Here is a 15,376-nt window from a genome sequence, read left to right on the forward strand (position 1 = left end):
ATTATAGTAGGTTGGGCCTTGGCCCAACAAAATGGTTGGAACCACTCCAGAGTTTAATGTTGGGCCAAGGCCCAACCTACATGCACTTAGCGGATCACCGCATTATCCAATACCTTTTTCGCTTGCTGATCACGGTGTTTCTGAACGGCATTGCGATATTCAGGGTATTTATTACCCAGAATTGACGCAGCCAGAATGGCCGCATTCACTGCTCCGGCTTTACCTACGGCTAAAGTTCCTACTGGAATCCCTGCAGGCATTTGAACGATTGAAAGCAGGGCGTCAAGACCGTCAGTAAAGGTGGAAGAGGGCATTGGTACGCCAAGGACGGGTAAGAGGGTTTTAGAAGCGACTACCCCAGGCAAATGGGCAGCACCGCCGGCAGCAGCGATAAACACCTCAACACCGCTTTCTTCGGCGGCGGCCAGATAACTAATCAAGGCATCTGGCGTTCGATGAGCAGATAAGGCGCGTACTTCATGTGGAATACCCAGGCCGTCAAGCGTCTTGCTGGTTTCTTCCATAAGTGTCCAATCTGATTTTGATCCCATTAAAACAGCAACTAGTGGTGTTGGCATTATCGATCCTATTTTTAATGTTAGAAATCAAGTGTAGCAGAGCAATTCATCTGCAGGCAGCGAAATCCGGTTCTGGCTATGCGCATTAATTGCTTTAATCAAGGCTTTAGCCTCAAGGGCCTGCAGCCTTGTCTTTAAGTCTTCGGGCGTATCATCGGGAAGCACCGGGCATTTAAGCTGGCAAATGATGGGTCCCTCATCCACTTCTTCAGTCACATAATGGACTGTACAGCCTGAATAAGACTTTCCGGCAGCAAGGACTGCCCTGTGCACATCCAAATCCATCAGGCCTGAAAATTCCGGTAACAGGGACGGGTGTACATTCATGATCCGATTCGGCCAGGCTCTAACGAACTTCGCCGATAAGATTCGCATGTATCCGCTTAAAACAAGTAAGTCGATTGAATAAGCGCGCAGTAATTCGGAGATTTTTTCGTCATAGTTTTCACGGCTTAAACCGGCAGGGTTTAAAAAGTGGGAAGGGATGCCGTGTTTGAGCGCTTTTTCCAGGATGGGGGCATCCTGTTTATTACTTATTACCAGCTTAAGCCTTGCATCCATACTGCCATCCTGACTGGCAGCGAGCAGCGGAAGCAGATTACTTCCCCTTGTTGAACCAAGTACCGCTAAATTGATCATTGGGCTTTCAACCTCTGCATATGGTTAATGCGTTGTTCAATTAAGGCCGCAGTTCCAATATCCTTTCTATGATAAAGGGAACCGCCTATCCGGGAAATTTCCGCTTCCGCAATGGCTTCCGCCTGATGCAGATCATCGGCAATTCCGACATAGGCGGCTGTTCTGGAGCCCGTAGCCAGCATTTGATCATTTACTTGATCCACTGCCCCCAGATAAAGGTGTTCTGGATTGGCGACCGAGCCAATATCAATTGAAAAATTCTTCAAAGGCTTATCGGGATAGCCTTCAGGCACAGTATATTTGCAAACGGTTGCCTTTTTAGCAAAATGGAGATCGGTCAAATGCAGCTGGCCTGTTACCATCGCTGCACAAAGGGTGACAAAATCTGTTTCCAGAATCGATAATACATTTAATGATTCTGGATCTCCGAGACGCGCGTTGAATTCAATGACATAAATCCCATGGGCAGTGGCAATAAAGCTGCCGTATAAAAATCCAATGTATTTCTCCTGGCATTCCAGTGTCAATGCGTGATATACCGCGTTATTAATGGCAAGTGCCGCTTGCACCTCACTGGTGGATAAAAAGGGCAGGCTATGATTGGCCGCAGAGTAGCTGCCCATACCGCCGGTGTTAGGCCCTTCATCACCCGCATAAGCTCTTTTATGATCCTGAACCAGCGGCATCGGTAACAAACGCACGCCGTCTGCACAACACATCAGCGAAAACTCCTGACCCTCGAGTTTTTCTTCAATGATGATGGATTGTTTTTTAGCGAGGATTTCTTTACAGAAATGCAGCGCCTCTTCTTTGGAGTGGAGGTGCTCACCAAACAGTTTCACCCCTTTACCCCCCATCAAGCCATTCGCCTTAATGACATAATTATTGTTGAGTGAATCAATAAAGGCTTCAACGCCATCCATTGAGTGGAAGGTTCGGTAAAGCGGCAAACCCGGGATATGGTATTTTTGCATCAGGTTTCTTGCGAACTCTTTACTGGTTTCGATCATAGCCAGATTTTTTTTAGGCCCAATGGTCGCAATACCAATTTGCCAGAGCGTATCAGCAAGCCCTTTTTCCAGGGGCGCTTCCGGTCCGATAATGCATAAATCAATGCTCCACTCATGCGCTTGCTGCGCTATCATTTCACAATCTGTGATTTCTCCTGATAGATAGTCTGTTGTAAACTCTCTAATGCCAGCATTTACAGAAGAGCCAATACAGTAAATTAAGGGCCGCTGCAAAGAGCGGTGCAATGCCTTAACAATAGCGTGCTCGCGTGCACCTGAACCAATAACCAGAATTTTCACAGCAATTTCTTCCTATTTTAATCTTATTTTTAATCGGCGGTAGAAGGCGTATTTACTTGGTTTTATCCTTTGCCCGCTGTAACTCAAGCGATTTTATCTTTTCGGTTGTAATCGATTTACAAAAGTATTCACCGTCCATACAAGACATACAGGGTTTCCGGATTTGATGATCCCCTCGCCGCGTCACTGCCTCTATCAGGTCTTCATGGGATTGATAAAGTAAAAGATCTACTCCGATTTCCTGAGCGGTTTCTTCCTCGGACTTATTAGCGGCTATCAATTCTTTGGAGCTTGGGATGTCAATGCCATAAAAGCAGGGGGATTTGATGGGAGGGCAGGTTGAGACTAAATAAATCCTTTTCGCCCCCATCTCCCTTACCATCTTGACGATTTCCCGGGATGTCGCACCGCGAACGATACTATCATCAACAATAAGTACGGATTTATTTTTTATTTCTGTGCGCAGAGGGGTTAACTTGTAGCGAATATTGCGCTTGCGTGCCTTTTCATTCGGCATGATAAAGGTGCGGCCAATAAACGGGTTTTTATAAAGGGCTTCTGTGTAGCGAACGCCCATTTCACGTGCAAAAGAAAGAGCCGCTGTATTTGCTGTAAAAGGTACGGGAATTACAACGTCAGGGATAACGTCAGGATGTACCTTTTTCCATTGCTTACAAAGATTTTGACCCATGCGTAAGCGGGCGCGGTAAACATTCACATGATTGATTGTCGCATCCGGCCTTGCAAAATAAACGTATTCAAAAACACAGGGCCTGAATTCAAGTCCTCTTTTGTTTATGACCCGGCGAAACATTTTTCCCGATTGATTGACGAAAACCACTTCCCCCGGCAGTACATCGCCTTCCTCTGTAAAACCCAGGGCATATAAAGGCGTCGTTTCAGAGGCAAAAATGTAATCTGTCTTACCGGATAATCCTTCACGGGAACCCCAGACAAGCGGGCGAATCCCATGCGGGTCACGAAAACAGACCAGGCCTTTGCCAATAACCACACTGACAATGGAATAAGCCCCTTTGACGTAATTAAAGATGAATTCAACCGCCCGGCAAAGCACTTCGAAAAACCGTTCATCGTCTTCATCAAAATACGACTCGGCCAGTTGATCGGCCAGAGTGAGCAGGAGCACTTCGGAATCCAGGGAGGAATTGAGGTGGCGTTTCTGTTTGTTACGGATTTGCTCAGCCAATTCCTGGTAATTGGTCAAATTGCCATTGTGCGCCATTGCAATACCGCGCGGGCTGCCAATCCATAGCGGTTGGATATCGGTATTTGTATAACCCCCTGCTGTGGGATAGCGGGTATGGCCAATTCCAATATTGCCCAGGAGGCTGTTGACATTTTTCTGATTAAAAATCTCACGAACCAGACCTAATCCCTGATGCGTATAAAAACGCTCATCACAGGTTAAAATCCCGGCGGCATCCTGACCGCGGTGTTGTAGATGAATCAGGCTGTCAAATAACTCGTTGGCAACGGGCTCCTGGCTAAATATTCCGACAATCCCACACATAATTGACTACCTTATATACTCAGCGATATTATGCAAAATGCGTTTTTCTGCTGTTTCATGATGCGTTTGAAATTCAAAAGGGCGGCCAGTAATCATCTCATAAAGCTGAATATATCTAAGGGATAATTGCTCAACCAGTTCCTGGGGAGCTTCTGGTAATTCATTGTCTTTATAGGGATCACAATTTTTTGCAAACCAGAGGCGCAGGAATTCTTTGTCAATGTTTTCGGGCTCCAAGCCTTCGGCAATTCGCTGCTCGTAGGAGTTGGCTAACCAGTAACGGCTTGAGTCAGGCGTATGGATTTCATCGACTACTATAACTTGGCCGGAAGCATCCAGACCAAACTCATATTTGGTATCGACAAGTATTAGTCCGTGTTTTCGGGCAATCTCCACGCCGCGTGCATATAATTTTTTTGCCAAAGCACTTGCCTGATGCCAATGATCTTCCTTCATCCAGCCTTCAGCGATAATTTCTTCTGGAGAAATCGGGCGATCATGTATTTTTTCCTTGGTTGTCGGAGTTAATACCGCTTCTTCGAGTATCTGATTTTTTTTCAGGCCTTCAGGAAAGGATATTCCGCAATAATTTCGAACCCCTTTGTTATATTGTGTCCATAAGGAGGTATCGGTGGTCCCGGTGATGTAGCCTCTCATCACGAATTCAATTGGAAATACCTGGCATTTTTTGGCAATCACTGCATTTGGATCAGGGATGGCAACCAGATGATTGGGTACAATGTCTTTGGTCTGTTCGAACCACCAGGCGCTGGTCAGGTTGAGCACCTGTCCTTTGCAGGGGATTAAGGCAAGGGGTCTATCAAAAGCGGTAAGGCGATCGGTGGTTATCAGCAGGAGATATTCACCCAGGTCATAAGAATCCCTGACTTTGCCTGTGTATTTTTGACCAACAGGCAGGTTCGTTTGATCCAGAACAAAAGGCTGTTCAGCGCGTATTTTTTCCAGATAACGGGAAGTCATAGTTGAAGTATTCATGAGCATACCGGTTCCCTATAATGTTTGTTGATAGAATATCATTCACGAACAGGCTGACAGGCAGCGTGTCGCTATGAAATTGCCAGACGACGCCATGTTTAATTCCAATGGCAGCATCTATTCCATGGTGGGCATTGAGCATTTGTCTGGCTTGCTGCCCAATTAAATCCTCTCTGGTTCTTACCAGGCATGAAAAAATATTATCTTCTTCAGTATAGGCTGAAGGCCTGTAAATTTGTTCCTTGCGCTCGCAAAATAAAACACCGCTTGATTCAACAGACTGGAGGGTTTCTGTCGATTCAGAAAAAATTTCCCAGTGATTGAAACGCTTTACTTTCACAGGAAAGCCCATTTTTTCGAGTGTTTTTTGAACGGTAAGGGCTTGATTATCTGTGATATTCAGCTGGATGAGGTATTCTTTTGAGCCTGCTTGGGGGTGATAGGGATGGAGGCGTATTTCGGGGAGCGCAGTGGGCCCCGCGGTCTGGGCCGCGGGGATTCGGTCCGGAATATGGGCGTTCGCGGGGATTCGATTCAAAATATATTCCCTCATTGAGTGGAAAATGGCATCGCCGTTTTCAGTTCGCTCTGGATGGGGCATCATGGCCATCACATTGCCTGCTTCATTGGAAATGGCTGCTATATTGAGCAGGGAGCCATTGGGATTAATAGGGAAATCGTCAATAATCTGTCCTTTTTCATCGCAATAACGGAAGAGGCATAAGCCTTTCTCCTGTAGAGACCGGGACAGGGATTCAGGCATGATAAAACGTCCCTCGGCATGGGCTACGGGAAGATGAATGATGGTTTTAGAATCAAGAAAACGGGTAAATGCATTATGCTGATGCTTATCATCCAGGCGCATATTGACCCAGGCATTATAGAATCCAGTTCCTAGAATTTTGCCTTCCTTAATTCGTTTATTCTCGGTGAGTGCGATTTCTCCATAGCCAGGAATCATGCCTGATTCGACGAGAATCTGCGCCCCGTTGCAGATTCCTAATATCGGTTTTCCTTTATGAGCCTGTTTTTTTAAGTCATTCAGAACAGGATCAAGTGCTGCAATAATTCCTGCCCTGGAGCGATCCTCATAGGAAAAGCCGCCAATCAATATATAGCCGTCCAGTGTTTCCAGTTTGTGAAGCGGTTCATTCCACAGGAACTCGACAGGCTCCATCTTCGCCCGTTTGATTGCCAGAGCAGTTTCCCGTTCGCAGTTTGAACCAGGGAATTGAATCAGGCCGATGCGGATCATAATAGAGTGACCTCTCTGTTACCTTTAGTAATCTGCCCAATTTCGTATAATGGAAAATCGGGGAATGCTTTTAATGCCTCAACAATAGCTGCCTGTGTCTCAGGGGCGAAGATGAGAACCATTCCTGCGCCCATATTAAACGTACGATAGAGTTCCTGATCCTCCAGACGGCTGAGATGGCGAATCAAACTGAAAAGGGGCAGCCTGGGAATTTTGTTTTTATCTATTTCCGCAGCACAGCCTGCCGGTAAAACGCGGGGAATATTTTCAAGCAGACCGCCGCCGGTAATATGAGCCATGCCTTTAATTGGAATATTGTTGTCCAGGAGGTGCATAATCGGTTGGGTGTAATTTATGTGCGGGGTTAATAATTCCTCACCAAGGCTGTGATCAAAATCCTGAAAATGGGAGTCGACCCGGTACCCGGAGACATCGAAAAATAATTTTCTTGCCAGGGTGTAGCCATTGGTATGAAGGCCGCTGGACGGGAAGCAGGCTATAATATCGCCCTCGCAAATCGAGTGCCCAAGAATAGCTTTGTCTTTTTCGACAACGCCGGTGATGATTCCTGCCAAATCAAGTTCGCCCGGGCAGTAAGTTCCCGGCATTTCAGCCATTTCCCCGCCCACTAATGAAATACCATTTTCCCGGCAGGCGGTTACCATCCCTTTAATTATTTCTTCGATGATCAAAGGATTGAGCTTGTCGTTGGCGATATAATCCAATAGCGTCAGCGGCTTTGCGCCTAAAACAATGATATCGTTTGCTGTGGCGCTCACCAAATCAATACCAATGGTGTCGAATTTCTGCATCATTCTGGCTACCATCATCTTGGTGCCTACACCGTCGATGCTTTGTACCAATACTGGATGCTGGTAATTTTCTGTTAAAAATTTTAGATCATACATGGAGGCAAAATTGCCGATGCCGGTTAAAACCTGCTTCGAAAAAGTACTTTCTACAGCACTTTTGATGCGGCGGACAGCCTGGTTTCCCGCTTCAACATCAACACCTGCTGTCTTATAATCGATGCTTGTCATGATAATAGCCTTTTACGTAATCCATTTGTCCAGGCAGAACGAGCGTCTTCGATAGCCAAATGAATTACGGAGTTAATTTTTAACCAAGGCGTGCCAGTGGTTTCGCCAATGATTTGCGGGTTGAGCTGATAGTCTGCAAAGAGGTTAAGGATATCGTCAACCTGTCCCGGGGAAACTTCCAGCAGGAAACCACCAGCTTCGCTAAACAGTAATTTATCGGCAGCAAAGGTTTCCTGCAGGGAAACATCAACCCCTATCTGATTTTTAAAGCTCATTTGCGCCAGACTCGCTGCGATACCCCCGCTTGAAATCGTTGAAGCAGAGAGTACGAGACCCTCTTGTATGGCCTGATAAACTGCAATTAATTCGAGGCCGGCTTTTTCTAAATCAGGTTTGGGTAGCTGTTCGCCCAGTTTCTGTTGCAATTGATAATAAACACTGCCACCGCACTCGTCTTTTCGCTCACCGACAAGCATAATCACTGAGCCGGGGTGCTGAAGAGAGTGGGTTACGGCCTTGCGGGCATCCGGCATGGCGCCAGCGCAACTAATGATGGGGCTTGGCGGGATGGAGCTTGTAAGGGATTCATTATAGAGCGATACATTGCCAGATATTATCGGAAGACTATATTGAGGATAATCAATCACTGGAATTGCCCTGGATGCATCAATGATGCCCTGGATTGCTTCAATGAGTTCTGACATTTGCTCCGGCTTTTCAGGATTGCCAAAGCAGAGGCAGTCAGTCAGGGCAACAGGCCAGGCGCCAACCGCCACAATTTTTCGGGCAGTTTCAAGGACAGCATTTACTGCTCCCCAGTACGCATCAATTTTACAATAAGCTGGATTTTGCCCTACTGCGAGGGCAACACCCGTTGGGCGAATTTCCGGCGGGTATTTGTCTTCATTAAAGGGTGTAAGAACACCCGCTGCCGCCTCACCTCGCTCAAACCAGGTGCGGCCCTGAACCTGTTTGTCATAGGTTTCATAAACAGGGGCACGGCAGGCAATATTCTCATGCGCTAATAGCTGAAGCAGTGTTTGGTTATAATCCTCGGGCGGGGCAATTTCGGTTGTGTCTAAAGCACGCTGCTGTTTTTCGTAAGGCCTTGAGTATACAATGCCCTGGGTAATGTCGCTCGCTTTTGCCTGGACAATGGTTTGATCCTTGTATTTAACAATATATTGATCATCCAGCCGTAATTTGCCTATAACAGTCGCCTGGGCGCCATCACAAATATCAGGGAGAGCAAAACGAACATTATAATGTTCGAGAAACCGGTCGGCAAGATGAGAGGGTACAACCCACATGAACCGTTCCTGGGTTTCTGAACATAGAATAACCGCGGGGAGTAAATCAGGCATCCCGGTAGGAACTTTTTCAAGATCAATCTCAGCACCAAAGCCGCTGGCATCAGCCAGCTCTACACTGGCACAGGCTATTCCACCCGCACCCAAATCTTTAAATCCAACTTCTGCAATCAAATTATCATTACGCAGTTGCTCGAACATGGCATAGTTGGCTTTCAGGATATGCCGCTGCAGAAAGGCATTGGGTTCCTGTACAGCGCCTTTATTTTCATTTTCCTGCTCGCTGTTTAAGGTTGAAGAAGCAAAAGCGGCTCCGCCAAAACCGCTGTTGTCGGTGGGTTTACCCACCAGAATAAAGACATAATCCTTTGCGTGGAGCGGCGCATAGGAATGGATGATCTGATCTTCTTTGACCACTCCCAGAGTAACCAGAGTGACCAGGCAGTTTTCATTATACCCTTCATCATAGGCCACATCACCCGCAAGGTTTGGAATTCCTAAAGGATTGCCATAGCCGGCAATTCCGTGCACTACGCCTTCCTGTATCCACTTGGTTTTTGCCCGATCAATGCTGCCAAAGCGCAGGCTGTCAGCGACAGCAATAACTTCCGCGCCCATACAGCAGACATCCCGGACATTTCCCCCGACACCGGTTGCCGCCCCTTCATAGGGGACTAACTGGGAAGGGTGGTTATGGGATTCATGGCTCATTACAATACCATAGCGCTGGCCTTGCCTGTCGGCGGCAACAGCAATAATCCCTGCATCTTCCTTTGGCCCAAGAATGACGTGAGGACCTTCAGTATTAAATTGTTTCAGGTGTTTTCGGCTGCTTTTATAAGAGCAATGTTCTGAGCCCTGGATGGACCATAAGATGCATTCTGCATAGGTGGGGGGACGTTTTAAAAAAGAGTTTTGGATGGTTAGTGCTTCGTCTACTGTCAGACGAATATTGAATTGATTCAGGAGCCGAGCGATATCATCCCTGGATAGCAGGGTGAAATCGAAAAAATCGGGCGTTTTCGTCACTGAGTCTATTCCTTCGGCCTCAAACGTATTGTATAAGATAGCAGCTTTTAAATTTAAATCAATATTTTTTGCTAACTTTGCATTACTTGGTCAGTTGGTTGAAATGTTTTTCGATCTGCCTCTAATCCATTCAAGCATTTCAGCGGCAATCAGTGGGTGTGCAATATAATAACCCTGTGCCAGATCACAGCCAATTTCACAGAGATAATCCAGTGTTTCTTTATCTTCAAGCCCTTCGGCGGTAGTTTGTAAACCCAGACTTTTACCCAAATCAACGATGGATTTGATAACGACTCTTGATTCCAGCGAAAATTTTGCATTGATTACAAAGGACTTATCAATCTTAATCTCGGAGAATGGCAGCCTGACTAACTGCAGCATGGAAGAAAAGCCGGTTCCGAAATCATCGATTGATAATTCGAAGCCCTGCATTCTTAAACGGGTTAGAATTTCCAGTGAGGCGATAGGATCCTCCATTGCCGCAGTCTCTGTCAGTTCGAGGATTAGACAATGAGGATGCAAACCCAGTCGATGGATGGTGTCGCCCAACTGCTCGAACAGTGCAGTGTTTTTTAAAGAAGAGGGGGAGATGTTGACAGAAAGTTTTAAATTTTTTATCGTCTGCTCGTGCAGAAGCTGCTTATAGACAGGGCCCTGAGTTACTTCACGGAACCAGTGCAAAGCCTGATCAAGCACTTCAAAGGTGATTCGATCAATTAACTGGCAGGACTCGGCAAATGGTATGAACTGATCAGGCTGTACAATTCCAAATCGTGTGTTAACCCAGCGGCTTAATACTTCAAAACCTTTCAGTTCGTATGTTTGGCAATCGATTTTAGGTTGATAGACCACATAAATTTCTTTTTGCTCCAGCGCATTGGATAAATCGCTTTTGGCCAGAAGCTCCGGCTGTTTCTCTACAAAATTAAAAGAAGCGGGTTGGATTTGTGACGATGTGCTAAGCTGTTTCAATAATTTTCTTAAATCAGTCAATGAAAATGGTTTTGGAAGAACAGCAACAACATTCAATCCATGCTCTGAGGCGGTCCGCTGGGCTGCGTCAAGAACGCGATTGCCTACACCACTGGTAATGAGAATTTTGGCTTTACAGCGGTGTTTCGCCAACTCAGTCATGACCTGGATACCATCCATACCTGGCATGATCAAATCAATAGCGAGCAGCTGCGGCTTCCATTCCCTTACCTTATTTAAAAATAATTCCGGATTAGTAGTATACTGGGCCTCGATGTCTGTGTACCTTGCAATATTTTGAATGGTTTTACAGATCATCATGTCATCATCCAGAATTAATAAACGATTACTCATCCTGGGCCTTCCTTGTTATGCACTGTTTAATGCTTCCCTGATCTTGGTTAATAAATCAACACGTCGATAAGGTTTGCTGAGCAAATGTACACCGGGTGTCAGTTGACCCTGGTGGATTACGATATCCTCGGGGTAACCGGAAGTATACAATACCTTTAAATCGGGTCTTAATTTTTGAGCCAGAGCGGCCAGTTCTGTTCCGCTTAAACCTCCTTCCATTACTATATCAGTAAAAAGCAACTCCAAATCTTTTCTCGTTTTTAAAATATCCAGGGCACTAAGGCCATTTGAGGCTTCTGTGACCTCATAGCCAGCAGCTCTGAGCTGTTCCGAGGCATAATGGCGTACTTTTTCGTTATCTTCGACCAAAAGCACTTTTTCATGGCCATGCAGTTTTGCTTGCGGTTTCTTTTCTTCCTCAGGAATGGCTGAATAAGCGGCCTTGGGCAAATAAAGTCTTACCGTAGTGCCGTTTCCAGGCTCTGAATAGATATTGATATGCCCACCCGATTGCTTAATAAAGCCAAATACCATACTAAGCCCAAGCCCGGTTCCTTTGTCCTTGGATTTCGTTGAAAAAAAAGGTTCAAACACTTTTTTCAGATGTTCCGGTGCAATGCCGCTGCCGGTATCGGAAATCAGTATTTCGGCATAGGATCCGGGTTTGATTTCAGCATGCATATCGGCATAGCTTTCATCCAGCTCGGTATTTTGGGTTTCAATAATAAGCTGTCCCCCGGCAGGCATAGCATCACGAGCATTGAGACAGAGGTTCAAAATAGCATTTTCAAGTTGGGAAGGATCAACCATTGCCGGCCAAAGTTGCGCTTCCTTTTTAAATTTTATTTCAATGTTGTCACCAATTGTTCGTTTTAAAAGGCTCATCATGTTCTCAAGGAGCACATTTAAATCAATCAACCGGGGTTCCAATGCCTGGCGTCGGGCAAAGGCTAGCAGCCTTTTAGTTAATTCTGCACCGCGTTGCGACGCGTTATAAATCATAACGGCCATTTCATTAAGACTGGCATCCTCTGACAATTCTTCCGCTAATAATTCGGCATTACCCATTATAATTGTGAGCATGTTATTGAAATCATGTGCGACACCTCCGGTTAACTGGCCCAGGGACTCAAGCCGCTGGGATTGGCGAAGTTGCTCTTCAAGCGCGTAGCGTTCTGTCAGATCAGTCATCCCTCCAATCATCCGTACGGCTTTGCCGCGTTCGTCACGAATTACATTGCCGCGATCAAATACTTTGGCATAGCTGCCGTCTTTTCGGCGAAAGCGGTATTCAGCGCTCCAATGATCTTTCCCTTCATTAATTACTTTAAAAACACCCTGGATAACCCGGTTAAAATCCTCGGGGTGAATATAATTCATCCAGGAGCTGATATTGGGTGAAATTTCATTGCGCTGATAACCAAAGAGCGTTTCAAAGCCTTCGTTCCACCAGATTGCGTTGTCCTGGAGATTGAGATCCCAAATGGCATCATTCGTTGCTTTGGAAAGAAGGCGAAAACGTTCCTCACTTTCACTCAGCGATTGCTCTGTTTTTTTTCTTTCCGTGATATCTTTTGCTACACCCGCGACGCGGTATAACTGTCCATTTGCATCGTAGATATTGAACGAACGATCAAGAATCCAGCGCAGTTCACCATCGGGTCGAAGGATACGGTACTCTTCATTGTATCCCTCACTTGCCTTCTGAATTAATTCAAGGACTTTGCTGCGATCTTCTTCAAAGATAGCATCAAGCCATTGCCGGGGATGCTCATAGAGTTCCTGGCAGGATCGGCCCCAGATTTGTTCATAAGCCGGGCTTACATATAAGATTTGGTCATGGGTTGCGTTGGTCAGCCAAAAAACCTCCTGGATATTTTCGGTCAGTTGACGGAAGCGGTGCTCAGTTTCCTGTCGGATTTCCTCCAGCCTCTTTTGCTCGGTTATATCCTGAAAAGCGCCCTGAACTTTAATTATTGTATCTGTTTCATCCCGAACAGCTTCTCCCATGATTTTAATCCATAGATGATTTTTCCGTGAAGTGAGAATTGGTATTTCTAGATGAAAAGGCGTTCCTTGCTGCATGCACTGCTTAAAAGCATCGTCGAGCCATTGCTGATATTCTTTGGGATAGAGGGCGATGAGATTGGCGAGAGAGGGATGGAAACAGGTAGGCACTTCATGCATTGACTGTGCTTCCTCAGACCAGATAAAACTGCATTCCGGGAGCTTCACTGACCAGGCGCCAACCCGGCTTATCTGCGAAGCCATACGCAGAAAAGATTGTTTCTCTTCAAGCTCAGCCACCATCAATTTCTTCTGAGTGATGTCTTCGCATACGGCAATTAGATTAATCGGTTGACCCGTCTCATCCCGCGGCGCTGAGATGCTGAGCCGCACCCAGATTATCTGACCGTTTTTGGTCAAATACCGTTTTTCAAAGGTGTGTCCTGTCTCTGTAGTAAATAATGAACGGGTAAGCTCCCAGCTGATATCTCTATCATCCGGATGAGTGATATCCATAAATGTTTTTTGATATAACTCCTGCTCAGAATAACCAAGCATCTGGCAATAAGCTGCATTGACCTGTAAAAAATAACCATTCAGATCCGTAATGGCAATACCAGTGGCCGCATCCTGAAATGCATGACGGAATCGCGATTCGCTTGTTTGCAGAGCATTCGTTTTTTCGTGAAGTTCAATGCAAATTTTTACCAGATAACTGGCATGATCAATTAATTCAAAATCCCGGGCAGTCGGCTCATACAAATGTTCATAATATAAAGCAAAAGCCGCAATGACCTTCTGATGACTGTCAAAAACAGGAGTAGACCAGCAAGATTTTAAATTATATTGTTTTGCAATATCGGTATATTCCTCCCAGGAGGAGTGTTTGCTTACGTCAGGGATAATAACCCGCTTTTTCAAAAACATGGCAGAACCCGAACAGGCCTGTGCGGGTCCAATTTCCATTCCCTCAAGAGTCTCTGTATAAATAGGGGGTAAATGAGGAGAAGCTCCAAGCCGAATGTGAATACCATCCTTATCCAGTAACAAAACAGAGGCTTTTGCGTCCTGGGTAATTTCTTCGATACCCAGGACAATCGTTTCCAATAATTTTGAGAGAGGCGTATTGCTGAGAATTAATTCAAAAACCCTTCTTTCCACCTGAAGCAATGCCTCGTAGCCAGACGGTTTACGCTTTGGCTGTTTATGCTGTGAATCCCTATCAGCATCCTTTGAAGAAATCTTCATTACTCACCTGATTGTATACGGTTTATCTCCCTACTTTTTTATAGTGTAGTTCATTCAGTCATAGGGGAGTTGTGGTGACTCTGCAGAATAATAAAAAAATACTATACTCCAATTATCAGGATCTATAAGGACCACGATCATGCATGAACTTCTTAATTTAATTGCAATTATTATCGTATTTGGACTGGCAATGTGGTTAATCAATGTTTTTATACCAATGCCTGCTGCCATCAAGTCCTTATTGAATATTCTGGTACTAATCGTTTTGATTATATATATCCTGCAATTCTTTGGAGTGATAAATACGATATTGCCTCCCATTCGTATTTTAAAGTAAATTGACAGCTGAACGTTCGACTGCCAATAGCAAGGATGGATTATGCCGGGTACAGTTTTTGTCAGAAAAAAAGAGGATTTCAATCTTAGATCGCAGAAGAAATTACCTGTGGATCCATTAAAACCCGAGCAAGCCAACAATAGCCTTTCTTATGAGGCTTATTGCGCTGAGCTCCTTGCCGATGCGACGCATATCAATTCATCTTCCCGAACACAAAAATACAGTGGGGCACAGTTTGAAATAGCATTGATTGGATTTGGCGACAAACAGCAGTTGGAAAAAGAAATGGATTCGAATATAAAGGTCGAGTTGCCGGAATTCTTTGAGGCGGATATGGATGCCGGTTTTAACTGGCTTGATTTGGCTGTCAGTTATGGCGACAAGAATGCATTGAAATATTTTCGCTTACGCATCCAGGAAGATTCTTTCCGCCAGGCATTTTGTGAGTATTGCAAACACCGTCCTGATAATCATCTGGAGCGCCATGCGGATATATCACCTGGTTTTTTTAGTGGTTCTTTGCGGCAAAGCTCCCCGAATTCCCGCGACTACGACCGCGGGACCCACAACCCAGCTCAATCTTCGACCTTGCGGTCGTAGCCCATAGGTATCTACGCATCACCACTACGCCCTGCGGCTTGTCCGCAGGGTCCAGTTTTTCTATGAGTCATCTGGATCCCTCGGATACACAAGCCGAGGGAAGTCGAAGCTAAGAGCAGACTGTGTTTTCAGGGATGTGTAGATAGCTATGGGTCGATGCCGCGGGGATA

Annotated in this window: 12 protein-coding genes; 2 read left to right on the forward strand and 10 right to left on the reverse strand. The window is 45.6% G+C overall.

Features of this window, described 5'->3' with window-relative positions; genetic code table 11:
* Window positions 1-86: 86 nt before the first annotated feature.
* From purE to DYH42_RS05165, 10 genes are all read right to left on the reverse strand, one after another.
* Window positions 87-578 carry a 5-(carboxyamino)imidazole ribonucleotide mutase gene (gene purE / locus DYH42_RS05120; protein ID WP_058524625.1) on the reverse strand — a complete coding sequence of 164 codons (492 nt, stop codon included), beginning with the start codon at window positions 576-578 and terminating at the stop codon, window positions 87-89.
* 27 nt (window positions 579-605) lie between these two features.
* On the reverse strand, window positions 606-1,217 hold the full coding sequence (purN, locus tag DYH42_RS05125) for a phosphoribosylglycinamide formyltransferase (RefSeq protein WP_058524624.1): 612 nt from the start codon (window positions 1,215-1,217) through the stop codon (window positions 606-608).
* Window positions 1,214-2,527, reverse strand: a complete 1,314-nt coding sequence (purD, locus tag DYH42_RS05130; protein ID WP_058524623.1) for a phosphoribosylamine--glycine ligase — start codon at window positions 2,525-2,527, stop codon at window positions 1,214-1,216. Before purD ends, purN begins: the two co-directional genes overlap by 4 nt.
* A 52-nt stretch (window positions 2,528-2,579) precedes the next feature.
* The gene (gene purF / locus DYH42_RS05135) at window positions 2,580-4,058 is read right to left on the reverse strand and encodes an amidophosphoribosyltransferase (protein ID WP_058524622.1); all 1,479 of its coding nucleotides are present in this window, start codon (window positions 4,056-4,058) and stop codon (window positions 2,580-2,582) included.
* Between the two features lie 6 nt (window positions 4,059-4,064).
* On the reverse strand, window positions 4,065-5,054 hold the full coding sequence (locus DYH42_RS05140; protein WP_172464984.1) for a phosphoribosylaminoimidazolesuccinocarboxamide synthase: 990 nt from the start codon (window positions 5,052-5,054) through the stop codon (window positions 4,065-4,067).
* Window positions 5,005-6,309 carry a phosphoribosylformylglycinamidine synthase I gene (gene purQ / locus DYH42_RS05145; protein WP_058524620.1) on the reverse strand — a complete coding sequence of 435 codons (1,305 nt, stop codon included), beginning with the start codon at window positions 6,307-6,309 and terminating at the stop codon, window positions 5,005-5,007. The genes DYH42_RS05140 and purQ overlap by 50 nt, the downstream gene beginning before the upstream one ends.
* Entirely contained in the window at window positions 6,306-7,349 is a 1,044-nt protein-coding gene (gene purM / locus DYH42_RS05150; protein WP_058524619.1) for a phosphoribosylformylglycinamidine cyclo-ligase, read from the reverse strand. Before purM ends, purQ begins: the two co-directional genes overlap by 4 nt.
* Window positions 7,346-9,688 carry a phosphoribosylformylglycinamidine synthase subunit PurL gene (gene purL, locus DYH42_RS05155; RefSeq protein WP_058524618.1) on the reverse strand — a complete coding sequence of 781 codons (2,343 nt, stop codon included), beginning with the start codon at window positions 9,686-9,688 and terminating at the stop codon, window positions 7,346-7,348. The genes purM and purL overlap by 4 nt, the downstream gene beginning before the upstream one ends.
* Before the next feature lie 90 nt (window positions 9,689-9,778).
* Window positions 9,779-11,014: an EAL domain-containing response regulator gene (locus tag DYH42_RS05160; protein WP_058524617.1), complete on the reverse strand. Its 1,236-nt coding sequence runs from the start codon at window positions 11,012-11,014 to the stop codon at window positions 9,779-9,781.
* Window positions 11,015-11,029: 15 nt separating this feature from the next.
* Window positions 11,030-14,269: a PAS domain-containing protein gene (locus tag DYH42_RS05165; RefSeq protein ID WP_058524616.1), complete on the reverse strand. Its 3,240-nt coding sequence runs from the start codon at window positions 14,267-14,269 to the stop codon at window positions 11,030-11,032.
* A gap of 139 nt (window positions 14,270-14,408) precedes the next feature.
* Here DYH42_RS05165 and DYH42_RS05170 point away from each other — a divergent pair, with 139 nt between their 5' ends.
* Window positions 14,409-14,606: a Thivi_2564 family membrane protein gene (locus tag DYH42_RS05170; RefSeq protein ID WP_058524615.1), complete on the forward strand. Its 198-nt coding sequence runs from the start codon at window positions 14,409-14,411 to the stop codon at window positions 14,604-14,606.
* Between the two features lie 42 nt (window positions 14,607-14,648).
* The gene (locus tag DYH42_RS16695; protein ID WP_065232852.1) at window positions 14,649-15,206 is read left to right on the forward strand and encodes a hypothetical protein; all 558 of its coding nucleotides are present in this window, start codon (window positions 14,649-14,651) and stop codon (window positions 15,204-15,206) included.
* Window positions 15,207-15,376 lie beyond the last annotated feature (170 nt).

Origin of the sequence: Legionella birminghamensis, from assembly GCF_900452515.1 — a bacterium.
Taxonomy (GTDB): domain Bacteria; phylum Pseudomonadota; class Gammaproteobacteria; order Legionellales; family Legionellaceae; genus Legionella_C; species Legionella_C birminghamensis.